This window comes from Roseovarius sp. MMSF_3359, assembly GCF_030733385.1.
Classification (GTDB): Bacteria; Pseudomonadota; Alphaproteobacteria; order Rhodobacterales; family Rhodobacteraceae; genus Roseovarius.
Map to the genome: position 1 here is coordinate 38054 of NZ_JASHJC010000018.1, position 26999 is coordinate 65052.

Sequence of the window (26999 nt, forward strand, 5' to 3'; positions counted from 1 at the left end):
CATGAGCAGTGAAAGACTGATTTACCTGCCGCTTGGCGGGGCGGGCGAAATCGGCATGAACGCCTATGTCTATGGCTATGGGAAACCGGATGAAGAGCGCCTGATCCTTGTCGATCTGGGCGTGACCTTCCCGGATATGGATGGCAGCCCGGGGGTGGACCTGATCCTGCCCGACATTTCCTGGCTCAGTGAGCGCAAGAACCAGCTTGAGGCGGTGTTCATCACCCATGCCCACGAGGATCACGTCGGCGCCGTCGCTCATTACTACGAAGCTCTTGGCGCGCCGATCTATGCCCGCGCTTTTACCGCCAATATCGCCCGCCGCAAGATGGAGGAACACGGCCACCCGGAAAAGGCCGTGCGCACTGTGTCGCCCTGGCCCGAGGTGACCGAAGCGGGACCGTTCAAGGTGGGTTTCGTGCCGATTTCTCATTCGATTCCAGAGAGCTCCGGCCTGGTCATCGATACGCCGGACGGACGGCTAGTCCACAGCGGCGACTTCAAGATGGACGCCGATCCGGTGGTGGGAGAGCCGTTTGACCCGGACGTCTGGGCGGATATCGCCAAGCCCGGTGTCAAGGCACTGATCTGCGATTCCACCAATGTGTTCAGCCCCGCCGAGGGGCGGTCAGAATCGAGCGTGGGGCCTGAGATCGAAAAGCTGGTGGCAGGGGCCAAAGGCATGTTCGTTTGCACCACCTTCGCCAGCAACGTGGCGCGCGTGAAAACCCTGGCGGAGGCGGGCGAGCGGGCAGGGCGGTCGATCTGCCTGATGGGGCGGGCGATGCGCCGGATGATCGAGGCCAGCGTGGAGACCGGCGTGCTCAAGGGCTTCCCGAAGGTCGTGAGCCCCGAAGATGCAAAGAGCATTCCACGCGAGAACCTGATGCTGATCGTGACCGGCTCCCAGGGCGAACGTCGCGCCGCCAGTGCGCAGTTGGCTCAGGGCAAGTATAACGGAATCACGCTGGCCGAGGGGGATACGTTTCTGTTCTCCTCCAAGACCATCCCCGGCAATGAGCGCGGCGTGATCCGCATCATCAACCAGTTCAGCGAGATGGGCGTCGATGTGGTCGACGACAGCAGCGGGCTCTACCACGTTTCGGGTCATGCCAACCGGCCCGACCTCGACAAGATGCACAAGCTGATCCAGCCGCAGATGGTAATCCCCATGCACGGGGAACATCGCCACCTGCGCGAGCATGTGAAACTGGCCAAGTCGAACCGGCTCTATGGTGTGTTGGCGGTGAATGGCATGATGATGGACCTCAGTCAAAACACGCCCGTGGTGGCCGAATATATCGAAACCGGGCGGACCTATCTCGACGGCAGCATCAAGGTCGGCGCGCTCGATGGGGTGGTGCGGGACCGCATCCGCATGGCGCTCAACGGGCATGTGATGGTCAATGTGATCCTTGACGAGGATGACGAGCCATTGGGCGAACCCTGGTGTGAAATCAAGGGCTTGCCGGAAACCGGGGTGAGCCGCGCGCCGCTGGTGGATGTGCTCGAAGAGGACCTGAGCCAGTTTCTGGGCCGGGCGGGATCCAAGACGCTGATCGACGATGATAAGCTCGAAGAAGGGTTGCGCCGGGTCACCCGCCAAAGCGCGATGGGCGAGATCGGCAAAAAGCCCGAAGTGTCAATCATCATCAGCCGCCTGTCGGCCTGAGGCCGGTCAAAGGCGGTTTGCGACCTCTGCCATGTCGAAAACAGCAAAGACGCGGCTTTGATCTGCACCGTTTCATGGGAGGCACCACGAGGAGGTGCCGCCCATGCCTTTCGATGCCACACGACTGATCGACCTTGCGCGCTATCCGATCCACCGGGACGGCGCCGCGCGCGATGCGGTATTGGCGCAGGTGCGTGCCGATCTGGCCCGGGACGGTTGTGCTGTTCTCAAGGGGTTCCTGACCGCGGAAGGGGTGGCGGCCCTCACCGCCGAGGCGGACGGGGTTGCCGACAATGGGCATAAATCCTTCAGCCGCACCAACGCCTATTTCACCAAGGATGACCCGAGCCTGCCCGATGATGACCCGCGGCGGCAATTCTTTGACCGCTCGAACGCGTTTATCCCGGCTGATAATTTTGCCAAGGATGGCCCGTTGCGGACGGTACATGATTTCGAGGGCTTCGATGGGTTCATCCGCGATTGCCTGCAAGAAGCGCAGTTCTATCGCTATGCCGATCCGCTGGCGGATGTGATCGTCAACATGGCGAAGGAGGGGCCGGGGTTTCCCTGGCATTTTGACACCAACAATTTCACCGTGACCCTTGCCATTCAGAACGCCGAAGGCGGCGGGGCGTTTGAATATGCGGCGGGCATTCGTGAGGGTGACGAGAATTTCGACGAGGTCGCGCGCGTGCTCAAAGGTACGTCGGACAGGGTGACAGTGCTTGAGCTTGAACCCGGCGATCTGCAACTCTTTCGCGGGCGCTACTCGCTGCACCGCGTGGCGCCGCTCGTCGGCGCACGGCCGCGCTATGTGGCGATCTTTTCCTATGTCGAAGAGCCGGGAATGGTCGGCGCGCCCGAGCGCACCAAGCAGCTCTATGGCCGGACTTTGCCTATTCATCACGAAAGGGCGGGGCAGAGGACGGATGACTATATCGACTGAGGAGGTCTTTGGCAGCCTTGCGGGACCAACCGGACATCCAAGAACGAGCCGCGCGATGGCCAGACCGCGGGATGGCGATCAACCGTTGTGAGACGCACTTTATCTTTGCCAAGTTCGGAAAACCTCTGTGCGGTGCACGACCCCACCAAATCGCCAGCCCTTGCGGGCGGTCTGGCGATCGCGCGGCGGCCTTCGGCCTTGATTCCGCGCGGGCGGAAACCACGAACGTCCGCTTTGGGCTCAAAGCGGACTTTGCCAGTGGCTATTGCTCTCACGCCGACACAGGAAAGCTATGTTCCCAGTACCAGGGGTGGGTGCTTACGGAAGTTCAGCCCGCGCGGCGGTCGTCGAAGCTCAGGGCGATGAAACTGGGCAGGTGATCCCCCATGCCGACAACCTTGTTGCCGCCCTGTTTGCCGCGATCCGATTTGCCGCCGTCCGACTTGCCCCTGCCACCGCGACCGCGAGACTTGGGCTTGTCCTCCGCAGGTTGCTCCTGCGCCGCCGCCTTATCGTCGGCCCTTTGCTCAGCGGACTGTTCAGTCGGTTCCTCGGCCTTCTTGCGGGACCGAGAGCGTTTTGGTTTCTCGGCCTTCTCTGCATCCGCCTCGGGTCTCGGCGCCTCGGTTTTCAACGGGTTGTCCAGCCGCGGGATTTCCTTCTGGATCAGCCGTTCGATGGCGTCGAGGTTCTTCTCATCACGCGGGATGCAGATCATCATCGCCTTGCCGTCCCGCCCGGCACGCCCGGTGCGGCCGATGCGGTGAACGTAATCCTCGGCATGGCCGGGAACATCGAAATTGAACACATGGCTGACCGAGGGCACATCGAGGCCCCGTGCGGCCACATCCGAGGCGCAGAGGAAGCGCAACGCGCCATCGCGGAAGCCGTCCAGCGTCCGGGTGCGTTGTGACTGGTCCAGATCGCCATGGATCGGCGCGGCATCATAGCCGTATTTTTTCAAAGACTTGGCGACAATATCCACATCCGTCTTGCGGTTGCAGAAGATGATCGCGTTGGTGCATTTTTCGCCTTCACCGTCGATCAGGGCACGCAGCAGTTTGCGTTTCTCGGTGCCTTCGCGATCCCGGCGAGAGGCTTTGAACATCACGACGCCCTGTTCGATCGTCTCTGACGCGGTGGCCTGACGCGCGACCTCGATCCGTTCCGGCGCGCTGAGGAATGTGTTGGTGATCCGCTCGATCTCGGGCGCCATGGTGGCGGAGAAAAAGAGCGTCTGGCGGGTAAAGGGCGTGAGGCCAAAGATGCGCTCGATATCGGGAATGAACCCCATATCCAACATTCTGTCGGCCTCGTCCACGACCATGACCTTCACGTCCGACAGGATCAGCTTGCCCCGCTCGAAATGATCAAGCAGCCGCCCGGGCGTGGCGATCAGCACGTCGACGCCCTTGTCGATCAACTGGTCCTGCTCCTTGAAGCTGACGCCGCCAATCAGGAGCGCCTTGGTCAGCTTCAGGTGTTTGGAATAGGTGTCGAAATTCTCGGCCACCTGCGCCGCCAGTTCGCGCGTCGGGCAGAGCACCAGCGAACGCGGCATCCGTGCCCGCGCCCGTCCCCGCGCCAGCAGCGACAGCATCGGAAGGGTGAAGCTGGCGGTTTTGCCGGTCCCGGTCTGGGCAATGCCCAGAACATCACGTCCTTCAAGGGCCGGAGGGATGGCACCTTCCTGGATCGGGGTGGGGCTTTCATACCCGGCTTCGTCAATGGCTTTCAGAACCTTCGGGTTCAGTTTCAACTCGGAAAACTTGGTCATATGTGTCCGTCTTTTGCGGACACTGCCTTGGCCCGCGCGTCTGAGAGCCGGATCGGGCCCCGAACGGGCCTGTGGACATCCACATAAATGATCCGGTTTGCAAGCGTTTACCGGAAGAGAGGGGTGTGGGTCAATGCGCGCCGCAAAATGAGAGTAAATGAGCGGTCAGGAGCGCGAATTGTTGACGGGGGCGCAACAATAACTTGGCCCTGGCCGATTTTTATCGTTCTTGTTGCACCGAAAAGGGCCGGATTTCACCGGTTGGAACGGGCCTCCAGGAGCCGTTCTGCCGTGGCGTGAAGGGCTGGCCTATACCCGGCCAGCATAGCCGCCACCGTCGGCTTTGGCGTCAGAACGGTCACGCGACCACTTGCCGGGCGCGGCAGGGCGGCGATGTAGCGGCCCGCGTCGAACCGGATCAGATGCTGCGCCCAAAGCAGATGCGCAGCCCCCTCGTGCCAGAGGAACGTGCCGTCGGGCAGCGTGTCGATTTCGGCCTCGTAGCGTTTGTGGCGACGTGTCCGATCCACACGGGCCGCATGCAGCATCCTGTCGTCGTGATCGAGGTCCTGCGCCCTATGCGCCGTGGCCCAGGCCCTGCGAAACGCCGTGTAATCCGCCCGCCGGCACAGGCCGCATGGGCGGTGACCCGCGGCCAAGGCAGAGGATTCATCAAGGAAAAACAACTCGGTATAGTGGCGCGGGGTCATGACCTCCCGATGCCAATCCTTGTATCTCAGGACACATGTCACCCAGTGCGGATGGGTCCAGCGCGCGGTTTTCAGCCTCCGGTTATCGTCGTGCAGGATGCCGCGATTGCCCATGAAACCCCCGCGCCAGGACGCGGTGATGATCTCTCCGGTGGGCAGCACACGGTTCTGCAGCGGCATTGTTGCGTCTCTCCAACGAAAAAGGCCGCCCGGTCAGGCGGCCTTCGGAATTTAAGTGTAGCAGGCGTTACGCTTTTTTGCGACGGCGTCCTGCAGCGGCCAGACCGCCGATGCCGGCCAGCAGCATCCAGCCAGCGGCCGGAAGCGGCACGACGCCACCACCATTCGGGTCGATTTCCAGGTCGATGTTGATATCGCCTTTGCCCGAGCGGTTGAAGTCGTAGAGGTTCGCGAAAGGCGAAGTTGCCTGGCCCGAAACGGTCCAGTTGAACCACATCGAGAAACCGGTGCCGGTTGTGTCCAGCGCGTTGGCGGCTTCACCTGCTTGCGGGGCGTGCTTGGGGTTGCTGACCAGGCTGTAGGTCAGGCCTTCCATGTGCGAGCCGGCGGCACCGGTGAAGATGGCAGAGGTCAGCGAGAAATATGTCCAGTCCGACGGGTCGATGCCGGCTTTGGTTGTCGCGCAGTTGTGCATGCTGCCAGCGCCAGCTTGCTGGCAATAGGGCGTGTTGCCAGTCTTCTTGACGTTGAACTTCAGGTCGAAGTCGAACGACAGGTTCGATTGGCCGGTGTTTGTCGCTGTACCCTTAAGGCGGGCTTTGCTTCCGGTGTAGATGAACTTGCTGCCGGGGTTGAACGACCAAAGCGCGCTCGCCTTGTTGCCGGTCACGAACGACTTGGAATGGGTTGTCGGGTTGCCACCGGGCGTCCAGACCGAACGCTTGCCGTTATAGTCGAGCGCATCGTAGGTGCCTACGGCGATCGGTGCTGCCAGTACGGTGGAGGGGGCGAATGCAACGCATGCGGCAAACGCCAGTTTGCGGATCAGAGTCATCGTAATGTCCTTACTCGTTAAAGTTCCAGCTAAATCGTTAGCAATTTTTCGCCGATCCTCCAAGGGTGTTTGTGGCATTTCTGGGGCAGCGGCCGGAACAATTACGGGGGAAAATTCGGCAATGTTCCCCTTGACGAAACAATGGCATCTTGAATGCAATTTATACGTGTGCATCCAAGGTTTTGACCCGCGTATCGCGCTTGTCAGAGAATCGCGCGCGGCGGCACTTCACCCGGCCATCATTTCCTTCGTCGCTGTCAGTTTGACGTCGGGATAATCGCGTTCAATCCGGTCAATATCCCATTGCAGCCGGGTCAGGTAGACGATGTCGCCATCATGGTCATGGGCGATGTGCTGCTTGTTGGCCTCGGTGAACTTGTCCACCGCCTGCCGGTCACCATTGACCCACCGGGCCGAGGTGAACTGACTGGCTTCGAACCGCACGGGCAGGCCATATTCCAATTCTATGCGAGAACCCAGAACCTCGAACTGCAACGCGCCGACGACGCCCACGATGAAGCCCGACCCGAAGGTGGGTTTGAAGACCTTGGCCGCGCCTTCCTCGGCAAATTGCATCAGCGCCTTCTCGAGGTGCTTGGCCTTCATCGGGTCACCTGCCCGGGCCTGTTGCAAAAGCTCGGGCGCGAAAGAAGGGATGCCCGAGACGCGCAGTGCTTCGCCCTCGGTCAGCGTGTCGCCAATCCTGAGCTGTCCGTGGTTCGGGATGCCGATGATGTCCCCGGCCCAGGCCTCTTCGGCCAGTTCCCTGTCGGAGGCGAGGAAAAGCACGGGGTTCGAGACCGCCATCGGCTTTTTCGTCCGCACATGGGTGAGTTTCATGCCGCGCTTGAAATGCCCCGACGCCATGCGCAGAAACGCCACCCGGTCGCGGTGCTTGGGGTCCATATTGGCCTGCACCTTGAAGACGAAACCCGCAACCTTGGTTTCCTCGGGGCTGATTTCGCGCGGCTCGGCCCGCTGCGGCTGCGGCTCGGGGCCATATGTGCCGATGCCGTCCATCAATTCCTTGACGCCGAAGGACTTGATCGCGGAGCCGAACCAGATCGGGGTCATATGCCCTTCGAGAACCGATTGCGGGTTCAGCGCGGGCAGAAGCTCGCGTGCCATCTCGACCTCTTCGCGCAGCTTGTCGAGCAGTTCCGCGGGGACGTGGTCGGCCAGCGCGGGATCATCAAGGCCGTTGATTTCGATGCTTTCCGCCACGCGGTTCCTGTCGGCGCGGTCCATGAGTTCCAGCCGATCATTCAGCATGTCGTAGCAGCCCAAGAAATCCGCACCCATTCCGATGGGCCAGGAGGCGGGCGTCACATCGATGGCCAGGTTTTCCTGGATCTCGTCGATGATATCGAACGTATCGCGGCTCTCGCGGTCCATCTTGTTACAGAAGGTTAGGATTGGCAGATCGCGCAACCTGCAGACCTCAAAAAGTTTCTGCGTCTGGCTTTCGACACCCTTTGCGCCGTCAATCACCATCACCGCCGCATCAACGGCGGTAAGCGTGCGATATGTGTCTTCCGAGAAATCCGAGTGACCCGGCGTATCGACAAGATTGAACCGGAAGCTTTTGAAATCAAAGGACATTGCCGAAGCGGAGACAGAGATGCCGCGATCCTTTTCCATCTGCATGAAGTCCGAGCGCGTCCGCCGGGCCTCACCCTTGGCGCGGACCTGTCCGGCCATCTGAATGGCACCACCGAAAAGCAGGAACTTTTCAGTCAGGGTCGTCTTGCCCGCATCCGGGTGCGAGATGATCGCAAAGGTCCGGCGGCGTGCGATTTCCGGGGGCAGATCGGGGCGGTTATGGGCGGTATCCAACATGAGGGGCCGTATAGAGCGCGTCGCCCGGCGGTGCAATATGAAGCGGATATCGGAACATTCTGCCACAGAACCGCGTTATTGCCCCAGAAGGGAGCCAAACCATGCCATCCAAGAAACAAATGTCGGAAACCCGCGTGCTCGACAGTCAACGCGAACCGGAAAAGCCTTTGACCGAGCGTGAACCCGGTGAGAACGCCAAACCTGGCAACGATGTTGCCGCGAAGGACCCCTTTGGCGGCCCCAAGGCCGATGAAGGATGGACCCGCGAGGCGATCGCGATGAAGACGCGCAAGCCATCTTTCGACGGAGCCGACGATCCCGTAACGGACGAGCTCGCAGACAAGCACAAGAAGTAGAGTTCTAAATCAAAGAGATGACGCGCCGCTGCCGAACATTGCAGCGGCGTGTTTCCGTGTGTCTGGCAGGTTTTTGCCACCGCCTGCAATTGTCAGTAGCGTCAATCGGGAAACCGGGGAAGTATAGGAACAATTCAAGAACATTCTGGAGGAATCACATTATGCAGTTGAGTGAAATCGCACAGGAGCTTGTCGCCGGATGCCGCGAGGACCGGCAGCGCGCGAACCTCGAAAAACTCTATGCGCCGGATGCCGTGTCGGTGGAGGCGGCCGATCTGGGGCAGGGGCGTGAAGCCAAGGGGGTCGAGGCGATCAAAGCCAAGCATGACTGGTGGGAAAGCACGATGGAGGTGGCCGAGGCGCATGTTTCCGATCCGATGCCCCATGGAGAGGACCGGTTTGCCGTGATTTTCCGCATGACCGCGGGCGAGAAGGGCAGCGGCCAGATGATGGATATGGAGGAAGTCGCACTCTACACGGTCGCCGATGGCAAGATCGTGCGGGAGGAATTCTTCTACGCCATGCCTGACGCCTGATCCTCATTTGTTTCCCCCCTGAAAAATTTCTTTACGCAGAGGCAAGTTTCGGCTGCTATGTGCCAAAGAATTTGGGGGGGACCATGGGGGCAATACTGACGCCCGAGGTGCTAGTGCTGCTGGCGGGCGGCACTTTCGTGCTCGGATATCTGACGATCAATCAGGTGTGGCTACGCATCTTCGTGCTGGCCGGGACCGTGCTTTATATCTGGTATTACGCCACGGTCGCAGACGCGCCCTTGTGGGAGGCGATTTACACCTCTCTGGCCATGGGGGCGGCAAACCTCTTCGGGTTGATGAGCCTCTATGCGCAGCGGTCGCGGATGATCGTCCCGGCGCAGCATCGCGACATCTATCCGCAATTCGGCAACCTCACACCTGGTGATTTCCGATCGCTGGTCCGCTGCGCGGATCGTTTCGTGACTGACACGGAAATCGAACTGGCGACCGAGGGCGGTGAGACCGAGCATCTGTATTTCCTCATCAACGGCTCGGCCCGGGTGCAGAAGCTGGGCGCGGAATTCCGGCTCCCCTCCGGCACCTTCGTGGGCGAGGTCGCCTATCTGACGGGTCGGCGGAGTGCTGCGACGACCGTGTTGGCCGAAGGTTCCGAGGTGTTGCGCTGGCGCTATAGCGACCTCTACCGTCGCAGCGCGAAGTCATCGCGGTTCAAACTTGCCCTGGAGGCGATGATCGCGGGGGATTTGGCAACGAAGGTTTCCTTCGCCGTGGCCCCGCCGAACCTGAGCGACGTGATGAAGGCGCGGGCCTGAGGCGGGGCGGCGCAGTCCCGGGGTGGAGGTGCTTGCGGTGATCTTCATCGGCCTGTGCCAACGAAGGGCGTCCTAAAAGACCGCCTCGCCTGATGAATTACACCGCAAGGGCGGCACTCTGCCCGCTCAGCGTGTCGATGCGCGCTTCAGGAGCTTGGCCATATCCGGGTGTTTCAGGAGCTTCTCGCTGACCTCGAAACGCGAATGTTCACGGATGTCGTGGCTGGCGAGGGATTGTGCCATCTGCTGGCTCAGGTCCGGGGGCAATGCCGGGCTCGTGCGGGTGTCGACCAGCATCGTCTCCGCGGCGATCCCTTCGGCATAGATGATCTGATGCTCGTCAAAGAGAAGCTGGAAGTAATCGACGAACCCGCCATCCTCCCGCACCACCGTATCGCCATTCAACAGATGACGCGCTCGCACGAGGACTTCTTTCCGCCCGGCACCCAGGGCGTCGGAACGCTGATAGATGAAAAGCCGGTGATCGGGGCTGACCAGAAGGTCGTTCTCATTGTGCAGCGCGCCCGCCTTGATCCGGATCGGCGCAAAATCCCCCACGGCGCGTACGGTCGCATGACCGATCCAACGGATCTTCTGCGGCCCGTCATCGCGGGTCAGAACCGCATCGCCAACCTGCAATTCCTCGATCCGGCACTGGGCGCCCGAGGCCATGGTGATATGGGTGCCACGGGTGAAGGAAACGCAGGCCACCTCGGCAAACTTGGTGCGGGCGTCGTCCTTGCTGATGCCCACCAACGCGTAGCCCAGGCGGGGCGTCAGCGGGGCCAGCGGCAAGGCATAGACCGCCTCCACATCGCCCTCATCGTCCACCTCGACAAGAATCAGCACCTCGGTCGTGACGCCATTGCCGGACATCAGCGTCAGGCAACTGTCGAGGTAGAGCGTCGCGCCATGCACGCCGATCTCGGAATCCTCGGCCACGATAAACCCGTCTTTGCCGTCGGTCTGCAGCGACAAAAGATGTGGGGTCGCATCGCGCCGCAGCTCGTAGGTGTCATCCAGGTCCAACTCGGCGGCAAACGACATCGGATCGCCCAGGTTGGCACCATTGACCACAGTGACATCACCGGCCTGATACACGGGGATCGACTGGATCGGGGCGGGCGGTGGTTTTGACATGCGTTTCCGGTTTTTTTGGTCGTATCGGCCCTCGGGCCAGTGGGATAAACTAGGGTTGTCCGGCGGTCCGGTCAATCCACGGGTCTTTTGCTGGCAATCCTGCGCTTACGGATGCTATGCGTCAGGGGGAAAATCGGAGGAATGACATCATGGATTTGGGAATAAAGGGTAAACGGGCGCTGGTCTGTGCATCGTCCAAGGGATTGGGCCTGGGCTGTGCGCGGGCATTGGCGGAGGCGGGTGTCGATCTGGTGATGAACGCGCGCGGTGAAGAGGCGCTCGAGGCATCCGCCGCAGCCATCCGCGAAGAATTCGGTGTGGACGTCGTGACCGTGGCCACGGATGTGACCACACCGGACGGGCAGGCCAAGGTGCTCGCGCGGGCCGCGGACGTCGATATCCTTGTGACCAATGCGGGTGGGCCGCCCCCGGGCCTGTGGAGCGATTGGGACCGCGACGATTTCATCAAGGCGCTCGATGCCAACATGCTGACGCCGATTGCGCTGATGAAGGCGTTGCTGCCGGGCATGATGGACCGTGGCTGGGGCCGGGTGGTCAACATCACGTCGGTTAGTGTCAAGGCCCCGGTGCCGGTGCTCGGCCTGTCCAATTCGGCCCGCGCTGGTTTGACCGGATATGTCGCTGGGACATCGCGCCAGGTTGCCGGTTCCGGCGTCGTTATCAACAACTTGCAACCCGGTATTCATGCAACCGATCGGGCCGTGTCACTGGACAATGCCGCCGCCGAAGCGCAGGGGATCACCGTCGAGCAGGCCAAGGCCAACCGTAACGCGACCATCCCCGCCGGGCGCTATGGCACGATGGAGGAATTTGGTGCGACCTGCGCGTTCATGTGTTCGCAGCATGCCGGTTACATGATCGGGCAGAACATCCTGCTGGATGGCGGTGCCACCAATTCAACGATGTAACCGTGGCGCAGGGGTTTTCGCTGAAGGATCAGCTGTTTAACGCGGATAGCGTGGGTGACCTGGCGGCGGAGTTTGCCGCCGGGGTGCCGGGGTTCGATCCCGAACGGTTCCATTCGGAGGTGATGGCCGGGCTGGCAGACCGCGAATTGCTCGCGCGGCTCAACTGGATCGCGGATTGTCTGGAGCCGCAACTGGCCACGGATTTCCCGACGATGGCCGATCAACTGAACGCGGCGATGCCGCCGGAACTGGACCCGACGCGGGCAGATGACGATTTCGGCCGTTTCATCCACGCGGTTCCGGGCATTCTGGCTGTGCGTCACGGGCTGGAGCATCATCGCGACCGCGCGCTCGACCTGCTGCATGCGGCCACCAAGCGGTTCTCGATGGAGTTCTACATCCGGCCCTTCCTGAACCGCTGGCCCGAGGAGACCTTGGCGCGCCTGTCGCATTGGGCGGGGGACGAAAACTATCATGTCCGCCGGCTGGTGTCCGAAGGGACCCGGCCGAAGCTGCCTTGGGCCGCAAAGATCGACCTTGATCCCCTGATGCCGCTTGACTTGCTCGACAGGCTCCATGCGGATCCCACGAGATATGTGACAAGATCGGTCGCCAACCATCTGAATGATATCGCAAAAATTCATCCCGATACGGTGACGGAGCGATTGTCGAAGTGGCGTAAGATGGCGCGGCAAAGCGAAAAGGAACTGGCGTGGATGACGCGCCATGCCTTGCGCACCTTGGTCAAAAACGGCGACCGGGCCGCGTTGCGGCAGCTTGGATACAGGGATGATATCAAGATCGCGGCGGAGCTCTCGATTGCGTCCGACCCCATCCATATCGGCGACGTTCTGGCTTTCGACGCCCATATCACGACCGACGCGCCGTCGAACCTCCTGGTGGACTACATCCTGCATTTTCACCGCCCGAATGGGCGCGCGGGCCGGAAGGTCTTCAAGCTCAAACAGACACGCAGCGAGCACGGCAAGCCTCTCACGCTGCACAAAAAACACGCGCTCAAGGGTAATGCCACGACCTTCACGCTTCATCCCGGACCCCACAGGATCGAACTGCAGGTGAATGGCCGGATCGTGGCGCAGGCAGGCTTTGATTTGCACCCCGCCACGTAACCTCAATCTGAACGGGTATCACATTCGCGTAGGGCGGCGTTACAGGCGCTGGCCAGAGGCGCGGCTGCCTGCTACGCCGATGCGACCCAAGGCACCAATTCAGGATTCCCCAATATGCAAGCCACTGCCATCATTGCCCTTTTTGGTCTTGTCGTCATCGCAAGCATCGCCGTGGCCCCGCGCCGGGCCACGATCGAGGGGTTCTTTTCGGGCACGGGCAACGCCGGGCGCGCACCGGGCCTTTGGGTGCTGGTCCTGAGCCAGGTCACCACCTGGATTTTCGCGCGCTCGCTGATGAACGCGGCCATTCTGGGGTACTTCTACGGCATTTGGGGAACGTTGGCCTATGCGGCCTATTACGGCTCTTTCCTGACCGGCGGGTTCATCGTCGCCCGGTTACGCGCCGGTGGGGCAGGATCGGTGCAGGACTGGCTGGGCGCGCGGTTCGGGACGCCGGGCGTGGCGTGTTACAACGTGGTGATTGCGCTGCGGCTCCTGTCGGAAGTGTTTGCCAACCTGCTCGTGGTCGGGTTGATCTTTGCCGCCGCGTTGCCGGAAATGGGTCTTGCGCGGGAGGTCTCGATCCTGCTGGTCGCCGCGCTCGGGCTCGCCTACAGCGCCTGGGGTGGTCTGAGTGCGGCCCTGCGCACCGATGTGCTTCAGATGCTTGTTTTCCTGGTGATTTTCGCTTTGGCCTTCGGCGCACTGGTCACCAGCCCGGGCTTTGACCTCGGCGCTGTGCTGACCGCCGAAGGGACCAGCGGGGCCTGGAACGGGCAAGTGCTCCTGCTTGTAGCCTTCCTGCAGGTCTTCTCCTATCCCGCCCACGATCCCGTCATGATGGACCGCGGCTTCATCGCCGACCGGGAGACGACCCGCCGGTCCTTCCTGCATGCGTTCTGGATCTCGGCCGTCTGCATCATCGGTTTCGGCTTTTTCGGCATCCAGGCGGGGCTTCAGGGTGCCGAATACGAGGGGCAGTTGATCGGCACCTGGATGGGCATTTTCCCGCCCTGGCTCTTCGTGGCGCTGCTGGTGTCGCTCCTGATTTCCGCGCTCAGCACCCTGGATTCGGCTCTTGCCAGCGCCGCGCGGCTGGTTGTGGATGAACTCCGGCTCAGCCCCCGGACTTTGAATGGCGGACGGTTGGCGATGGTGATCTTCATGGTGCTCGGCGCGCTTCTGACGCTTTGGGGCAACCAGACCCTGTTTGACGCGGTCGCGGTCAGCGGCACGGCGAGCATGTTCCTGACACCGGTCCTGCTGGTCGGCCTGGTGATGGGGCGCGACATCGCGCTCTGGGCCTATGTGGTGGCCTTTGCGGCAGCATTGCTCGGCGCGGTGGCCTATTTCGCCCGCGCCTCGGCGTTCTTCGCCTCGCTCCTGCCGGAGGGTCACAAGTACGAGCAACTCCTAGCGATCTGCGTCGTTGTCCTGATCGTGGGATTTGCCGCCGTACTTTGCGGGATGCGCCGCCGAGCCTGAGGGAATGCGCGGTTTCTATTGCCTCAGGCCGGGTTGGTTGCTATCTGGCCTCTGAATGTCCGATAGAATTGATCGGAAAACGCGAGGCCCCGTGGACGAACATCCCCCCAGACTGGAAATCAGGAACCTGCGCCGGCTCTATGACGGGCGCGTTGTGGTGGATGATGTCTCCCTCAAGGTAATGCCGGGGCAGGTGACCTGTCTGCTTGGGCCCTCCGGCTGCGGCAAATCGACGACGCTGCGGATGATCGCCGGGGTCGAGATGCAGGACAGCGGAGAGATTTATGTCGATGGCGGCCTGATCTGCGACACGGTCACGCGCGTCCCGCCCGAGCGGCGCCATATCGGGCTGATGTTCCAGGATTTTGCCCTGTTTCCGCACCTGCGGGTCGGGGAAAACGTGGCTTTCGGACTGGAAGGGGACAAATCCGCCAAGGGCGCGCGGGTTACCGAACTGCTCGACCGGGTTGGCATGGGCCGCTATCTCGACGCTTATCCTCACGAATTGTCCGGTGGTGAACAACAGCGCGTGGCACTTGCCCGCGCCCTGGCGCCACGTCCGCGGATCATGCTCATGGACGAGCCGTTTTCGGGCCTTGATAACCGGCTGCGCGATGGTATTCGCGACGAGACGCTGGATATTCTGCGCGAGCAGGACACTGCCGTACTGCTCGTCACCCATGAGCCCGAAGAGGCGATGCGCATGGCCGATGAGATTGCGCTGATGCGCGGCGGACGGATCGTACAGCAGGGCGCGCCATACAACATCTACAACGCACCGGTGGATCGGGATTCTGTAGCATTTTTCAGCGATATCAATGTGATACGCGGCAAAGTTGATGGATCATTGGTGCAGACGCCTTTTGGGCAGTTCCTCACCCCGGGGGTGATGGAAGGCCAGGAGGTCGAGATTGTCATCCGGCCCCAGCACATCAAGATCGACTTCGATCGCGACGGGCGTGGGCCGAATCCGACAATCTCGGACGGCACGGCGGCACGAGGGATCGTGCAGCGCGCGCGGTTCATGGGCAGCGAGAGCCTTGTTGAATTCCGCATGGATCACGATGGCTCGACCCTCAAGGCGACCGTGCCGAATGTCTTTCTGCCAAGTCCCGGCAAACCGCTCTGGCTGATGATCCGGCGGGACCGTTGTTTCATTTTCCCGGTGGAGGGGGAGTAGAATGACTGACCTGACGGGCAAGCGCGCCTTGGTGACCGGCGGGGCCGGGGGGATCGGGATGGCATGCGCCCGGGGGCTGGCGGCGGCAGGGGCGCATGTGACGATCACGGATGTGTCGGAAGCGGCTTGCATAAAAGCCACTGCGGATTTGCCGACGGGTGTCGAATGGGTCGCCTTCGACGTTGCAGACCGCACGGCGGTCGAAGCCGGTTTTGCCGAGCTTGAAGCGCAAGGCGGGGTGGACATCCTCGTGACCTGCGCGGCGATTGTGAAGGCGGTGAAGGTGCTCGATTTCGACCCGGAGGACTGGGCCAAGATCATCGACGTGAACCTCAACGGTACCTTCCATTGTTGCCAGCTTGCGGGTCGGCAGATGGTGGCGCAGGGTTGGGGCCGGATCATCACGCTAAGCTCCGTGAACGGGCAGATCGCCAATATCGGGCGCGGCGCCTATTCCTGCTCCAAGGGCGGGGTCGACATGCTGACCCGGCTACTGGCGGCGGAACTGGGCGGCTCGGGGGTCACCGCCAACGCCGTGGCGCCGATCCCCGTCGATACGCCTATGATCAAGCAGGTCCACGGCCCCAAGGACCGCGAATTGTGGTACGCGCAAACGCCGATCGAACGCTACGCCGAACCGGAAGAGGTCGCCTCGGCGGTCTGCTACCTGGTATCGGATGAGGCCGCGTTCATCAACGGTCATATCCTCAATGTCGATGGCGGTTTCATGGCGTCGGGTGTCTTGCCGCGCGGGTAACGCCACCGCAATTTGCGCGTTCAGGTTGATGTGCTAGAGTGCCGTTATTACCCGCGATTTCCGCGACATAACGGATTGAGACATGCGCAATTTCCTGATCGCACGACGGCGGGTGCCGCCGGCCTGTTTCCTGATATTGGCGGCGCCTGTGCTGATCTTCCTGCTGAGCGACTGGATGGTTCCGGCGCTCGGGGTGCCGATGCTGGGTATCACGGCTGACGAATTGCTGATCGAGGGCAACGGGTATCTGGAGGCGGGCGGGCGCAACCGGTATCTTGGCGCGCTGATGTTCTTTGCCGTGCTTGTTGTAATTGCCGTGGTCATGTTCGTGAGTGAACTGTTGCGCCCTTTGACGACCCAGACGCGGGTTTTGGCCATCGCGGCGTTCCTGGCCACGCAATTGCCGGTGGTCGGCACCGTGATGGGCCACCAGGAGGACGAGATCTGGAACTGGCGGGCCTATCATCAGCTTGGTACCGACGTGATGGCCGAGGTGCTATCGCGCGGCGAGGTGCGCCATTGCCAGGTGCTGATTAAGGAGGACGGGCGGAATTTCTATCGGACGGATCCGGACAAACCGCTCTTTGCGGGCAGGCTCTGTACCGAAAACCCGGGGCTCGCGCTTTTCCGGTTCCTGCTTGATCTGGGCTCGTTTCTGTCGGGGATCGGGGTGGCCGCGCTTGTGCTGGGCATGATCCTGTCGCTGTCTTGTCCGCCGGAGAGGACGCCGCTGTCCGAACGGGCGTTTGATCACGGTCGAAATCAGCGGGCGGCGCGGCGGTTTTTGTACCTTGCGGGGCTGATGCTGAGCGCGGGGATGTTCATGGCGATGGCCTGGATGCACTGGCCGATGCCCTTCGTCGATGCCAAGGCGCATCCCGGCTATGGCGACACGATCAAGGCGACGCTGTTTTACACTGGGGTTTTCTACACATTGCTGATCGTGACCGGTTTTGGCCCGGTGATGTATCTCGCAGCGCGGCGGTCGGATCAATTGGCGATGGAAAGCCTGATGGAAGAAGAAAGCACGCCCGAGGCCGCGGAGGATGACGTGGTACCCACGGTCACGCGGCTCGACAAATGGAAGAAAAGCCATGGGCTGCAGATCAGCATGACCGAAGCCATCCAGGCGCTCATCGCGACCGGATCGCCTTTGCTGACCGCCTTTGCGGGGAGCTTTTCGCCAGTTTAAGCCGTGGGATGACGAGGATAGGTGCGGCTGTTCTTTTGAAAGCCTGCAGCCGCTGTGAGCCTGAATGGACAGTTGAAGTAAGGGTGCACCGAACGGCGGCTTCGAGCCTACTGCGGATCTTCGGGTTTGCACTAGGCGCGGAATCAAGGGCGAAGCCCACCGCGCATCGACGACGTGCCCCCACGCGGCGGCGATTGGGTTGGGTCTGTGCGATATATTGAAGGCTTTCGGGTTGGCTGGGATAAAGTGCCCGTCACAAACGTCGGATCGCCACCGCGCGCGTCGTCGATGCGCGGCTTGTTTTCAGATTGGGAATGACGGCTATGTCCGCATTGCCGCCAATGGCAGCTAAGAGCCCGGACCAGACATTCGCCTTGCGCGGGGCACGCCCGAAGGGCGCTGCGCATCGCCGGGCCGCCCCCCGGTGCGGCGACTTGACTGCACCGGGTGCGCCGCTCAGACGGTTTTCGGTAGTGGCCAACATATAGTGCGCAAGAGCAGAGGTTGGATCGCCGCACCGCGGCCCGTCAACGCGCGGCTTGGTCGCGGGCATCATGACCGTCCGCTTCGACCTTTTAGGTGGTCCCTTTGATTTCGTTTTCCCGTGTTGCATGGCGGTTGCCCCCGGATTTCCATCAATTTTTGGCAGAATTAACCCTTTGCGCGCGCATTGGTTCTTCCAACCCGTGCGTGAAGGCCTTAGATACAGTTGACGAAATTCCCGGGGACGCACAAAGATGGCCCCGAGTTAGGGAGAACAAGACATGTTGAACAATATCGGCCTTCCGGGCCTTTTGCTGATTGCGGTCGTGGTGCTGGTGCTTTTCGGGCGCGGCAAGATCTCGTCGCTCATGGGTGAGGTGGGCAAGGGCATCACCTCGTTCAAGAAGGGCGTTGCGGAGGGCAACAAAGAGATCGACGATGCCAGCAATGACGCGGCAGAAGCGGCCAAGGACGTCACCCCCGAAGACGAAAAAGACAAGGCCTGAGCCCCTAGATGTTCGACCTTGGCTGGACCGAGCTGCTGCTGATCGGCATCGTGGCGTTGATCGTCGTGGGGCCGAAAGACCTGCCGGGCATGTTCCGGGCGGTGGGCAATTTCGTCGGCAAAGCCAAAGGCATGGCGCGTGAGTTCAGCCGGGCGATGAATGACGCCGCCGATCAGGCCGGGGTCAACGACGTGACCGATACGCTGAAAAAGGCCAGCAATCCCATGGGCAGCGCCATGGATGAGGTCAAAAAAGCCACCAGCTTCACCGAGCAGACAATGAAGAGCGGATTGCCCAAGGATGGCAAATCGACCTTGTCACCGGAACGTCAGGAGCAAGCTGAAAAGATCCGGCAGAAGACAGCGGAGAAGGCGTTGGAGCGACAGGCGGCGGAGGCGGCGAAAGAGGCCGAGGCACAACCCGCGGCCAAGAAGACGTCGGCCAAGAAGCCTGCCGCGAAGAAACCTGCCGCCAAGAAGACAACGAAGGCCAAACCTGCGTCCAAGCAAACGCCCGCCAAGGCACCCAAGAAGGCACCGGTCAAGAAACCGGCAGCCAAGAAACCCGCTGAGGGCAAGGCATGAGCAATACCGACGAGATCGAAGATAGCTCAGCCCCGCTGATCGAGCACCTGACGGAATTGCGAAACCGGCTCATTCATTCGGTTGTCGCCTTCATCATCGGGATGGTGATCTGTTTCACCGTCGCCACGCCGATTTTCAACTTTCTGACCGCGCCGCTTTGTTCTGTCCTGGCCGAACGGGGTCAGGATTGTGACCTGATTTTCATCAGCCCGCAGGAAGGTTTCTTCGTCGCGATCAAGGTGTCGCTCCTGGGTGGTTTCATCCTGGCCTTTCCTTACATCGCCAACCAGATGTGGCGGTTTGTGGCCCCGGGGCTTTACAAGTCTGAGAAGGGCGCATTCCTGCCTTTCCTGGTCGCCTCGCCCTTCATGTTCTTCCTTGGTGCTGCTTTTGCCTTCTACGTGGTCACGCCACTGGCCTATGACTTCTTCCTCGGGTTCCAGCAGTTCGGACAGGCCGGTGAGGCGGTCGATGGCGGCCAGAATGCGGCACCTTTGAGCGTGGTGTTCCAGGGTTCCGCGCAGGAATACCTGAACCTGACCATCAAGTTCATTGTTGCTTTCGGCCTGTGCTTTCAGCTGCCGGTGCTGCTGACGTTGATGGGCAAGGCCGGTCTGGTCAGTTCCGAAGGCCTGCGATCCGTGCGCAAGTACGCGGTTGTCGGCATTCTTGTCCTTGCCGCTCTTGTGACACCACCGGATGTCATCACGCAGGTGATCCTGTTTGTGGTCGTCTACGGCCTCTACGAGGTCTCCATTCAGTTGGTCAAGCGCGTCGAAAAACAGCGCGAGGCGCGGATGCGGGCCGAGGGGACGTGGTTCGAAGATGATGACGACGACCTCGATGACGAGGCGCTGGCCGATGAAGAGCTGGCCGACGAACTCAACGAGGATACGCAAGAGGCCCGGGAGCCCAAGGCGTGAGTGATCCGCTGGAGCGGATCGCCGCGGCGCTGGAGCGGATGTCGCCCGCGCCAATCGAGAAACCGGATTTCGCCCAGGCCGATGCTTTCGTCTGGCATGTCGAGCCGGACCGGTTGCAGCCGGTAGCAGAGGTCAATCGCGTGGACATGTCTCTTCTCGTCGGAGTTGACCGGGCGCGCGATACGCTTTTGGAGAATACGCTGCAATTTGCCAAAGGGTTGCCCGCCAATAACGCGCTCCTTTGGGGTGCGCGGGGGATGGGTAAGTCATCGCTGGTCAAGGCGGTTCATGCGGCGGTGCGGGCAGAGGAGCTTGACCTAAAGATCGTCGAGTTACAGCGCGAAGATCTTGCCAGTGTCGGGCGGCTTCTAACGGTGCTGCGCGAGGCGACGGCGCGGTTCCTGCTCTTTTGCGATGACCTGAGCTTTTCTCATGACGATCAGCATTACAAGTCGCTCAAAGCCGTGCTCGATGGCGGGATCGAAGGGCGGCCGGATAACGTGGTATTCTACGCCACTTCGAACCGCCGCCACCTGATGCCTCGCGACATGATCGAAAACGAACGCTCGACCGCGATCAACCCGTCCGAGGCGGTGGAAGAGAAAGTGTCGCTCTCCGACAGGTTTGGCCTCTGGCTGGGCTTCCATCCCTGCGATCAGGATGAATACCTGGCGATGATCCGGGGGTATTGCGATGCCCATGGGGTCGACATTGATACGGAGACCCTGCGCGCTGAAGCGATCGAATGGCAAGCCACGCGCGGGGCGCGATCGGGCCGGGTGGCCTGGCAGTATTTCACCGATCTCGCCGGGCGGCGCGGGGTTGTCATCCGCTAAAGGTGACGAAAATGAGTGCGCTCGCGCGCACGCAGGATATCTCGTTGTTGGCCTCCGGCCGCCGCCTCGGGGCAGTGGCGACGTGACGCAACACTCTGATCGCTGCGCCATGGGCCGGTGTAACCTCTTCGGTATGTCGTGCCGGGGTTTGGGGTGAAACCCCAAGGGCCGTGCGCCCTGAGCACAAATGAAAAATGGGTGAGCGGCAGCGAACGCCTGTTGGTAACCCTTCGCTGCTTTTCCACCTAGCTCAGATAGGGCATCGGATCGACGCTGTCGAAGCCCTCGCGGACTTCGAAATGCAATGCGGCGGTTCCCTCTCGGCGAATCTCGGCGACCTTCTGTCCGCGTGAAACCTGATCGCCCTTTTTTACCGCAACCTTGTCCACGTTCGAATACACCGTCAGCAGGTTGTTCTCGTGCTTGATGACGATGATCGGGATGCCGTTGGTATCCTCGGTGATGGCGGCGACAACGCCGGAGGCGGCGGCTTTGACCGTGGCGCCTGGAGTGGCCGAGATGTCGATGCCCTCGTTCTTGCCTTTCTGGTACTCGCGGATGATGTCACCGCGCACTGGCATGCCCATGCGCGATTGGGTCGCGGAAGCCTGCGTCCGGCTTGTGCTCAGGTCCGGCGCGGCGGCGGTCTTTGTCGCGGGCCGTGCGGCGGGCTTGGTGTCCTGGGTTGGCAGGGGTTTCGCGGCACTTGGCGGCAGCGGCGTGGGTGTTCCTTCCCCCGGGGCAGTGGCTTCGTCGAAGGGCTCGGTTGTGCCGCCGGGCAGGGCCACGGGGATCAGCAGGTACTGGCCTTCGCGAACAGAGAAGTCGCTGCCAAGGCCGTTCCAGTCGGCAAGGCTGCGGATCGACACGTTATAGAGCCGCGCGATGGTAAAGGCGGTTTCGCCGCGTTCGACTTTGTGCCTGACAGGCTCGACACCGGTCTGCGCCGCGGGCTGCAGGGTCGTGGTGGTGACATCGCTGGATTGCGCATTGTCAAGCGCCGACCCCGCGATTGCCGTGATCTCGGAATTTGGCGGCTGGATCGGGCCGCCGGCGGGCTCGGAGACGCGACCGGGCAGCGCCACGATTTCTCCTTGCCGGAGCACATCGCCGGTCTGCATGCCGTTATATCGGGCCAGCTGTTCGGCATTGGCGCCGACGCGCGCCGCGAGGCTTGCCACCGTGTCACCGCGTCGGGCCACGACCACCTGGTAGCCGGGGTAAGAGATCACCCCGCGGCTATCGGGTTCGGGGCGGGCGGCCGTGGCGCTGCGCGCGGCCTCTGCGGTGTTGGGTGCGCGGCCGCCGCGCAGGTCGAAATCAAGCGGCGTGTTGCAGGCCGAAAGCACCATCAGGGCGCTGCCAGCCAAAAGCAGGGCGGGGCGTGTCGTAAAGGTCATTGCTCGTGTCCTCGTGATCTGCCCCTTTTTGCCGGGGCTTTGTTTTATACTTCGGTCCCTCGTTACGCATCCTTGCCCAGGCCCTCAACCAGGGGCACGAAACGCACCGGTGCCAGTTCATCATATTCGAACCCCTGTTCCGTATGGGTCACACGGATAAGGTGCTGCACAGTGTCGGACTGGCCCACCGGCACAACCATGATACCCCCGATCTTGAGCTGCGCCAATAGGGGGCCGGGCGGGTCTTCGGCGGCTGCGGTCACAAGGATACGGTCAAACGGCGCCTGATCGGGCAGGCCAAAGCTGCCATCGGCCACGACGGGGGTGATGTTGGTGAGGTTCAGATCGTTGAAAATGGCGCTCGCTTCACGGACCAGTCGCTTGTGGCGGTCGACCGTATAGACCCGGCGCGCAAGTTGGCTGAGGATCGCGGCCTGGTAGCCCGACCCGGTCCCGACCTCCAGGATCTTGTCGCGCGGCTCGATCCGGAGCGCCTGGGTCATCAGGCCCACGACCGAGGGTTGGCTGATGGTCTGACCGCAGGCGATGGGCAGCGGCATGTCTTCATAGGCGCGTTCCGAAAAGAGCCCGCGGATAAAGGGGCCACGGTCGATCTTTTCCATCGCTGACAAGACGCGCGCATCGGTCACGCCTTTGGAGCGCAGCGCAAAAAGGAACTGCATCTTGCGTTCGGCGATATCGTCTTCGGCGTCGCTCATTCAATGGCTTTCAACGCTTCGAGCGCGTCATGGGCGGTGAGGTCCGCGCGCATCGGGGTGACGGAGATATAGCCGTCGAGGTTCACATCCGCATCCGAGCCGGGGGAGGTCGGCTGCTGCTGCGGCGCGCCACAAACCCAGAGGAAGCGGCGGCCCGACGGGGACAGATGGGGTTGTACCCCAAAACCCATATCGCGGCGGAAACCCTGGCGCGCGGCTTTGAGACCCTTGACGTCGGCGGCGGGGACGGGCGGGAAATTCACGTTGTAGAAGATACCGTAGTCGTCCCTGGTCCAGACCCCCTTGTCGAGAAGCCGGCGCAGCATGCCGAGCCCATGCACCCGCGCGGCTTCGAACTGATCGTCGAGGTCGCGATTGGCGGGGCCGTAATACTGGCTGAGCGCGATCGCGGGAACGCCTTGGAGGGCCGCCTCCATTGCCGCCCCAACGGTGCCGGAATAGACGGCGTTTTCGGCGGAATTATTACCGCGGTTCACTCCAGACAGGACCAGATCGGGCAGGGTATCTTTGAGGATGTCGTGCACGCCGACGAGGACGCAATCGGCCGGGCTGCCCTGTACCGCGTAGCGGCGTTCGTCCATCTGGCTGACCATCATCGGCTGGGTGTAGGAGATGCAATGCCCGACGCCCGACTGCTCGAACGCGGGGGCGACCGTCCAGACCTCGCCATCCGGTCCGGCAAGCTCCGTGGCAATGTCGTGCATCACCTTGAGCCCGGGGGCGTTGATACCGTCGTCATTGGTGATGAGAATGCGCAAGATACTGCCCCTTTGATGCCGTGCAGCCTTAGTAGCTGTGGTGATGCGGCGGGGCAAGCGCGCAAAGGGTGTGATGCGCTCTGCCTGCGGAACGTCCCCTGGGCTCCGCCCGTTCGCAGGTGAAGCGGTCCACCGGACGGTTTCCGGGAATCCTGCTCACCCCACCCACCCCCTTCCGCAGGCAGGGCGGGGCTTGGATCAGGTGATGTCTTTCAGAAGTCGCTGCGCCTCCGCTCGGGGATCGGCAAGGGGTTTGCGATCTTCGCCTGGAAAGAACCGGGCGCGGGTGGCGGTTGGCATGGGGGCCGGTGTCAGGATGTACACCTGGGGGCCGGTGCGCACGGTCTCGGTCTGCCAGCTACGGGCAAGCGCGATCTGCGCGGATTTGGTGGCGCCATAAGAGCCGAAGAATTTCTCACCGGCTTGCGCATCGTCGAAAAAGACCGCGGTGCCGGTCTCACCCAGAAGGGGCGCGATGAACGGGATCAATTGCCCTGTGGCCGTGACATTGCAGGCCACCGATTTGGCCCAGTCCTTGGCGTCGAGATGGGCCGCCGGCGTGAGCGGGGCGGCGTGCACGGCAGTATGCGCCCAAAGATCAAGCGCACCCCACCGGTCGTGGATCGAGCGACAAAGCTGTGCCATGGCATCGACATTGGTGATGTCCATCGGCGCGAGCGTCGCCTGTCCGCCAGCGGCCTGGATTCGGTCATCAAGCTCTTCGAGCGCGCCGGTCGTGCGACCTACGGCGACGACGTGATGGGTTTTCGCCAACTCTTCGGCCAGTGCTGCGCCCAACCCGCGCGAGGCGCCGGTGACAAGGGCGATTTTGGGGGAGGTATTGTCGGTCATGACCGAGGAAATCCCACCCCTTGGCGTAATAATCAAGGCCATTCGCTTGACTTTCTCGCACCTGCGGCGAAAAAGAAGGGCAATAGAGAGACACATAGATAGAGAGGGATGCAGGAACATGCATGACACCGTTCTGAGCAAGGCCGTGATCGGCCAGGAAACACTGCTGAAAAAGGCGGCTCTGGTTTTGGGCGGCACATTGTTCATCGCCATGGCGGCGCAAATCTCGGTACCGTTCTTTCCGGTGCCGCTGACGATGCAGACGCTGGCGATCCTGATCGTCGGCCTGACATTCGGCTCGCGCCTTGGCGCGGTCACCCTGACTGCCTACCTCGCAGAGGGCGCGATGGGGCTGCCGGTTTTCGCCAATGCCGCGTCGGCACCTGCGTTGATCGGACCGACCGCCGGGTTCCTCTTCGGCTTTGTCGGTATGGCTTACCTGGCCGGTCTGGCGGTGGAAAAAGGCCTGGCACGCGGCGTGGTTTCGACCGCGATGGTTGGCATTGTCGTCTCGGCACTGCTCTACATTCCAGGTGTTGCCTGGCCGATGGCGATTGCCGGGGCCGCGGGCATGACCGGCAACTGGGTCGGTTCCTCGGCTGACGTGATCTGGACCTACTGGGTAAGCCCATTCCTCCTGGGCGATGCCGTCAAGGCCGTGATCGCGGCGATGGTCGTCTGGGGCGGCTGGAAGGCACTGGAAGCCCGCAAAGGCTGAGCGATCTGATATCTGAAGTTGAAACGCCGCTCCTGAAGGGGCGGCGTTTTCTTTTGCGGAAGGCGTCTCTGCGGATGAAGCAGACCTATGCAGGCGCCGCGATTGCTGATGCAGACCGCCCGTTCGCTGCGGCCAAGCCGCAAGTCGGGGGACAGGACAATCCGAGGTTCCTCACGCGCGGCGGATAATTGTCCAATGAACCCCACGGGATTACCGCATACAGGGATCTGGAATTCGAACGGGCCGGGCCGTTGCAGATCGAACTACCCTTCACAAATCTGTCCCGGAAATCTTCGGTAGTTCTCGACAGTTTGTTGCACGAACGCGCACTGATATGTTCACTTCGCGCAATTGATGAACTCACCAGACCAAATATCTTCGGGAAGAAGTATTTGCACTGCACCTGCTATTCTATCTTGGTGCTGGCCTGACGCTTGCGCGGCAGCTTGAGTGAAATGGCAGGAGGTTAGGGAAGGGGGAGTATGCAGCTAACCGACTTGCAGAAAAGCTGGCTGAACGGTGATGCCGGCCCTTCTTTGCAATGGGCAATGGAGTTTGTTCATGCCCTTGGAGAATTTTATGATGTGCCGTCGCTGCTTCCCATAGAGTCGGCGCATTTTGCGCCGGATGTTCGCATGGGTGGCGATACGAGCGTGCGGCTGCTTGAGAATTTCGTGAAGGATCGGGCAAGAATTCGCGTGCCCGGATATCTGGATCCATGTCACATAGATTTCGAGAAAGAGGCCGAAATTGTTGCGGCAGGTGGGCTGACTCAATCGTTTGTCGACGGTGAAAGGCATATCATCGGGCTGTGCCGGCGATTGGGGTTCTATCCGACGCAATCCTGTATCCCCTACCAGTCCTTCGCACCGCCGCCATACGGTGCGCATCTGGCCTGGGGCGATACCGGGGCTGCGATCAGCGCGAATTCGATCTTTGGCGCGCGCACAAATTTTGAAGGCGGGCCCTCGGCGCTGGCCTCGGCTCTGGTGGGGTGCACGCCAGCCTATGGGCTGCACCTGCCCGAGAACCGCCGTGGTAATCTTCTGATCGAAATCCAATGTGACCCGCGTGAGGTTGCGGATTGGGGCGCGATTGCCGCATGGTCTGGGCAGATCGCCACCGGCTATGAGACGGTACCCGTCTTCTTTGGTGATTTCGCAGCGCCCACATTCAACATGGTCAAGCAGTTGGGCGTCGCGCTTGCCAGCTATGGCGGGCACGCGATGTTTCACCTCGTGGGCGCAACACCCGAGGCATTGACGTTGGAAATGGCTTGCGGGGGAACGTTGCCGGGCGAAACGCACTGCATGGCATCTGCCGATCTGGATGCGATGTTTGAACGGCAGACGCTTTCGAACCCCGATGTTGACCTGGTGGTCTTTGCCGCCCCGCAGCTGAGCCTTGAAGAGATCTCGGAGGTCGTCGAACGGCTTGGCGACAGGCGGGTTCACGAGAATACGCGGTTGATCATGGGCGTTGATCTGCAAGTCAAGGCGCAGGCAGACAATGCCGGGCTGACCGAACGGGTGATTGCCTGCGGGGCGGAGTTTTCGACCGGGACATGTTTCTACCCCGAAGCGCCATTGATGCGCGACGGGTTTGGCTGGCGGTCGGTCGTGACGAATTCGGCGAAACTGGTGAACACTCTCGCCTCTGCCGGTTACGAAACCGCACTTCGGCGGATCGACGATTGCCTGAATGCGGCAGTCACCGGGCGGTTGCCAGCATGATGGGGGCGGGGGATTTCATCACCGTCCTG

Annotated in this window: 26 protein-coding genes; 17 read left to right on the forward strand and 9 right to left on the reverse strand. The window is 61.6% G+C overall.

Annotation, left to right across the window (positions count from 1 at the left end):
* Position 1 precedes the first annotated feature (1 nt).
* Complete coding sequence (locus RBB29_RS19855) at positions 2–1672, forward strand: ribonuclease J (RefSeq protein WP_306116656.1); 1671 nt, start codon at positions 2–4, stop codon at positions 1670–1672.
* Positions 1673–1775: 103 nt separating this feature from the next.
* On the forward strand, positions 1776–2618 hold the full coding sequence (locus RBB29_RS19860; protein WP_306116657.1) for a phytanoyl-CoA dioxygenase family protein: 843 nt from the start codon (positions 1776–1778) through the stop codon (positions 2616–2618).
* Positions 2619–2946: 328 nt separating this feature from the next.
* On the opposite strand, the gene RBB29_RS19865 is transcribed toward RBB29_RS19860, so the two are convergent.
* From RBB29_RS19865 to RBB29_RS19880, 4 genes are all read right to left on the reverse strand, one after another.
* Positions 2947–4395: a DEAD/DEAH box helicase gene (locus RBB29_RS19865; protein WP_306116658.1), complete on the reverse strand. Its 1449-nt coding sequence runs from the start codon at positions 4393–4395 to the stop codon at positions 2947–2949.
* A gap of 254 nt (positions 4396–4649) precedes the next feature.
* Positions 4650–5285, reverse strand: a complete 636-nt coding sequence (locus tag RBB29_RS19870) for a hypothetical protein (RefSeq protein ID WP_306116659.1) — start codon at positions 5283–5285, stop codon at positions 4650–4652.
* 67 nt (positions 5286–5352) lie between these two features.
* A complete protein-coding gene (locus tag RBB29_RS19875) occupies positions 5353–6120 on the reverse strand; it encodes a VPLPA-CTERM sorting domain-containing protein (protein ID WP_306116660.1) in 768 nt (255 codons plus the stop codon).
* 228 nt (positions 6121–6348) lie between these two features.
* Positions 6349–7959 carry a peptide chain release factor 3 gene (locus RBB29_RS19880; protein WP_306116661.1) on the reverse strand — a complete coding sequence of 537 codons (1611 nt, stop codon included), beginning with the start codon at positions 7957–7959 and terminating at the stop codon, positions 6349–6351.
* 101 nt (positions 7960–8060) lie between these two features.
* Between RBB29_RS19880 and RBB29_RS19885 the strand changes: the two genes are divergently transcribed.
* The 3 genes from RBB29_RS19885 to RBB29_RS19895 all read left to right on the forward strand — a co-directional run bounded on the left by RBB29_RS19885 (position 8061) and on the right by RBB29_RS19895 (position 9624).
* Positions 8061–8315, forward strand: a complete 255-nt coding sequence (locus RBB29_RS19885) for a hypothetical protein (protein WP_306116662.1) — start codon at positions 8061–8063, stop codon at positions 8313–8315.
* 161 nt (positions 8316–8476) lie between these two features.
* Positions 8477–8851, forward strand: a complete 375-nt coding sequence (locus RBB29_RS19890; RefSeq protein WP_306116663.1) for a nuclear transport factor 2 family protein — start codon at positions 8477–8479, stop codon at positions 8849–8851.
* A gap of 83 nt (positions 8852–8934) precedes the next feature.
* A complete protein-coding gene (locus RBB29_RS19895; RefSeq protein ID WP_306116664.1) occupies positions 8935–9624 on the forward strand; it encodes a cyclic nucleotide-binding domain-containing protein in 690 nt (229 codons plus the stop codon).
* A gap of 126 nt (positions 9625–9750) precedes the next feature.
* Here the strand turns inward: RBB29_RS19895 and RBB29_RS19900 are convergent, their stop codons facing one another.
* Positions 9751–10764: a Hint domain-containing protein gene (locus RBB29_RS19900; protein ID WP_306116665.1), complete on the reverse strand. Its 1014-nt coding sequence runs from the start codon at positions 10762–10764 to the stop codon at positions 9751–9753.
* Between the two features lie 149 nt (positions 10765–10913).
* On the opposite strand from RBB29_RS19900, the gene RBB29_RS19905 reads away from it, so the two are divergent.
* The 10 genes from RBB29_RS19905 (at position 10914) to RBB29_RS19950 (ending at position 20769) form a co-directional block, all read left to right on the forward strand.
* Positions 10914–11693 carry an SDR family oxidoreductase gene (locus RBB29_RS19905; protein ID WP_306116666.1) on the forward strand — a complete coding sequence of 260 codons (780 nt, stop codon included), beginning with the start codon at positions 10914–10916 and terminating at the stop codon, positions 11691–11693.
* 2 nt (positions 11694–11695) lie between these two features.
* A complete protein-coding gene (locus tag RBB29_RS19910; protein WP_306116667.1) occupies positions 11696–12823 on the forward strand; it encodes a DNA alkylation repair protein in 1128 nt (375 codons plus the stop codon).
* Between the two features lie 114 nt (positions 12824–12937).
* Complete coding sequence (locus RBB29_RS19915; protein WP_306116668.1) at positions 12938–14308, forward strand: sodium:proline symporter; 1371 nt, start codon at positions 12938–12940, stop codon at positions 14306–14308.
* Positions 14309–14399: 91 nt separating this feature from the next.
* Complete coding sequence (locus RBB29_RS19920) at positions 14400–15488, forward strand: ABC transporter ATP-binding protein (RefSeq protein WP_306116669.1); 1089 nt, start codon at positions 14400–14402, stop codon at positions 15486–15488.
* Position 15489: 1 nt separating this feature from the next.
* The gene (locus RBB29_RS19925) at positions 15490–16245 is read left to right on the forward strand and encodes an SDR family NAD(P)-dependent oxidoreductase (RefSeq protein ID WP_306116670.1); all 756 of its coding nucleotides are present in this window, start codon (positions 15490–15492) and stop codon (positions 16243–16245) included.
* An 82-nt stretch (positions 16246–16327) separates the two neighbouring features.
* Positions 16328–17437 (forward strand): hypothetical protein, encoded by a 1110-nt coding sequence (locus RBB29_RS19930; RefSeq protein ID WP_306116671.1) that lies wholly within the window; start codon positions 16328–16330, stop codon positions 17435–17437.
* 764 nt (positions 17438–18201) lie between these two features.
* Positions 18202–18426: a twin-arginine translocase TatA/TatE family subunit gene (locus tag RBB29_RS19935; protein ID WP_306116672.1), complete on the forward strand. Its 225-nt coding sequence runs from the start codon at positions 18202–18204 to the stop codon at positions 18424–18426.
* A gap of 8 nt (positions 18427–18434) precedes the next feature.
* Entirely contained in the window at positions 18435–19010 is a 576-nt protein-coding gene (tatB, locus tag RBB29_RS19940; protein WP_306116673.1) for a Sec-independent protein translocase protein TatB, read from the forward strand.
* Entirely contained in the window at positions 19007–19933 is a 927-nt protein-coding gene (gene tatC / locus RBB29_RS19945; protein ID WP_306116674.1) for a twin-arginine translocase subunit TatC, read from the forward strand. Before tatB ends, tatC begins: the two co-directional genes overlap by 4 nt.
* The gene (locus RBB29_RS19950) at positions 19930–20769 is read left to right on the forward strand and encodes an ATP-binding protein (protein WP_306116675.1); all 840 of its coding nucleotides are present in this window, start codon (positions 19930–19932) and stop codon (positions 20767–20769) included. The genes tatC and RBB29_RS19950 overlap by 4 nt, the downstream gene beginning before the upstream one ends.
* A gap of 245 nt (positions 20770–21014) precedes the next feature.
* Here RBB29_RS19950 and RBB29_RS19955 read toward each other — a convergent pair whose 3' ends face one another.
* From RBB29_RS19955 to RBB29_RS19970, 4 genes are all read right to left on the reverse strand, one after another.
* Positions 21015–22169 carry a peptidoglycan DD-metalloendopeptidase family protein gene (locus RBB29_RS19955; RefSeq protein ID WP_306116676.1) on the reverse strand — a complete coding sequence of 385 codons (1155 nt, stop codon included), beginning with the start codon at positions 22167–22169 and terminating at the stop codon, positions 21015–21017.
* A gap of 62 nt (positions 22170–22231) precedes the next feature.
* On the reverse strand, positions 22232–22888 hold the full coding sequence (locus RBB29_RS19960) for a protein-L-isoaspartate(D-aspartate) O-methyltransferase (protein ID WP_306116677.1): 657 nt from the start codon (positions 22886–22888) through the stop codon (positions 22232–22234).
* Positions 22885–23667: a 5'/3'-nucleotidase SurE gene (surE, locus tag RBB29_RS19965; protein WP_306116678.1), complete on the reverse strand. Its 783-nt coding sequence runs from the start codon at positions 23665–23667 to the stop codon at positions 22885–22887. The genes RBB29_RS19960 and surE overlap by 4 nt, the downstream gene beginning before the upstream one ends.
* Before the next feature lie 198 nt (positions 23668–23865).
* Entirely contained in the window at positions 23866–24519 is a 654-nt protein-coding gene (locus RBB29_RS19970) for an SDR family oxidoreductase (RefSeq protein WP_306116683.1), read from the reverse strand.
* Between the two features lie 118 nt (positions 24520–24637).
* Here RBB29_RS19970 and RBB29_RS19975 point away from each other — a divergent pair, with 118 nt between their 5' ends.
* Complete coding sequence (locus RBB29_RS19975; RefSeq protein WP_306116679.1) at positions 24638–25237, forward strand: biotin transporter BioY; 600 nt, start codon at positions 24638–24640, stop codon at positions 25235–25237.
* A 482-nt stretch (positions 25238–25719) separates the two neighbouring features.
* Positions 25720–26970: an aconitase X gene (locus tag RBB29_RS19980; protein ID WP_306116680.1), complete on the forward strand. Its 1251-nt coding sequence runs from the start codon at positions 25720–25722 to the stop codon at positions 26968–26970.
* Positions 26971–26999 lie beyond the last annotated feature (29 nt).

Bases quoted from the DNA above. Each gene is read 5' to 3' on its own strand.
- RBB29_RS19915 (WP_306116668.1), top strand. From the start codon at position 12,938: ATGCAAGCCACTGCCATCATTGCCCTTTTTGGTCTTGTCGTCATCGCA.
- RBB29_RS19855 (WP_306116656.1), top strand. From the start codon at position 2: ATGAGCAGTGAAAGACTGATTTACCTGCCGCTTGGCGGGGCGGGCGAA.
- RBB29_RS19935 (WP_306116672.1), top strand. From the start codon at position 18,202: ATGTTGAACAATATCGGCCTTCCGGGCCTTTTGCTGATTGCGGTCGTG.
- RBB29_RS19970 (WP_306116683.1), bottom strand. From the start codon at position 24,519: ATGACCGACAATACCTCCCCCAAAATCGCCCTTGTCACCGGCGCCTCG.
- RBB29_RS19870 (WP_306116659.1), bottom strand. From the start codon at position 5,285: ATGCCGCTGCAGAACCGTGTGCTGCCCACCGGAGAGATCATCACCGCG.
- RBB29_RS19895 (WP_306116664.1), top strand. From the start codon at position 8,935: ATGGGGGCAATACTGACGCCCGAGGTGCTAGTGCTGCTGGCGGGCGGC.
- RBB29_RS19865 (WP_306116658.1), bottom strand. From the start codon at position 4,395: ATGACCAAGTTTTCCGAGTTGAAACTGAACCCGAAGGTTCTGAAAGCC.
- RBB29_RS19980 (WP_306116680.1), top strand. From the start codon at position 25,720: ATGCAGCTAACCGACTTGCAGAAAAGCTGGCTGAACGGTGATGCCGGC.
- RBB29_RS19960 (WP_306116677.1), bottom strand. From the start codon at position 22,888: ATGAGCGACGCCGAAGACGATATCGCCGAACGCAAGATGCAGTTCCTT.
- RBB29_RS19875 (WP_306116660.1), bottom strand. From the start codon at position 6,120: ATGACTCTGATCCGCAAACTGGCGTTTGCCGCATGCGTTGCATTCGCC.
- RBB29_RS19955 (WP_306116676.1), bottom strand. From the start codon at position 22,169: ATGACCTTTACGACACGCCCCGCCCTGCTTTTGGCTGGCAGCGCCCTG.
- RBB29_RS19975 (WP_306116679.1), top strand. From the start codon at position 24,638: ATGCATGACACCGTTCTGAGCAAGGCCGTGATCGGCCAGGAAACACTG.
- RBB29_RS19905 (WP_306116666.1), top strand. From the start codon at position 10,914: ATGGATTTGGGAATAAAGGGTAAACGGGCGCTGGTCTGTGCATCGTCC.
- RBB29_RS19900 (WP_306116665.1), bottom strand. From the start codon at position 10,764: ATGTCAAAACCACCGCCCGCCCCGATCCAGTCGATCCCCGTGTATCAG.
- tatC (WP_306116674.1), top strand. From the start codon at position 19,007: ATGAGCAATACCGACGAGATCGAAGATAGCTCAGCCCCGCTGATCGAG.
- RBB29_RS19925 (WP_306116670.1), top strand. From the start codon at position 15,490: ATGACTGACCTGACGGGCAAGCGCGCCTTGGTGACCGGCGGGGCCGGG.
- RBB29_RS19930 (WP_306116671.1), top strand. From the start codon at position 16,328: ATGCGCAATTTCCTGATCGCACGACGGCGGGTGCCGCCGGCCTGTTTC.
- RBB29_RS19860 (WP_306116657.1), top strand. From the start codon at position 1,776: ATGCCTTTCGATGCCACACGACTGATCGACCTTGCGCGCTATCCGATC.
- RBB29_RS19890 (WP_306116663.1), top strand. From the start codon at position 8,477: ATGCAGTTGAGTGAAATCGCACAGGAGCTTGTCGCCGGATGCCGCGAG.
- tatB (WP_306116673.1), top strand. From the start codon at position 18,435: ATGTTCGACCTTGGCTGGACCGAGCTGCTGCTGATCGGCATCGTGGCG.
- RBB29_RS19880 (WP_306116661.1), bottom strand. From the start codon at position 7,959: ATGTTGGATACCGCCCATAACCGCCCCGATCTGCCCCCGGAAATCGCA.
- RBB29_RS19885 (WP_306116662.1), top strand. From the start codon at position 8,061: ATGCCATCCAAGAAACAAATGTCGGAAACCCGCGTGCTCGACAGTCAA.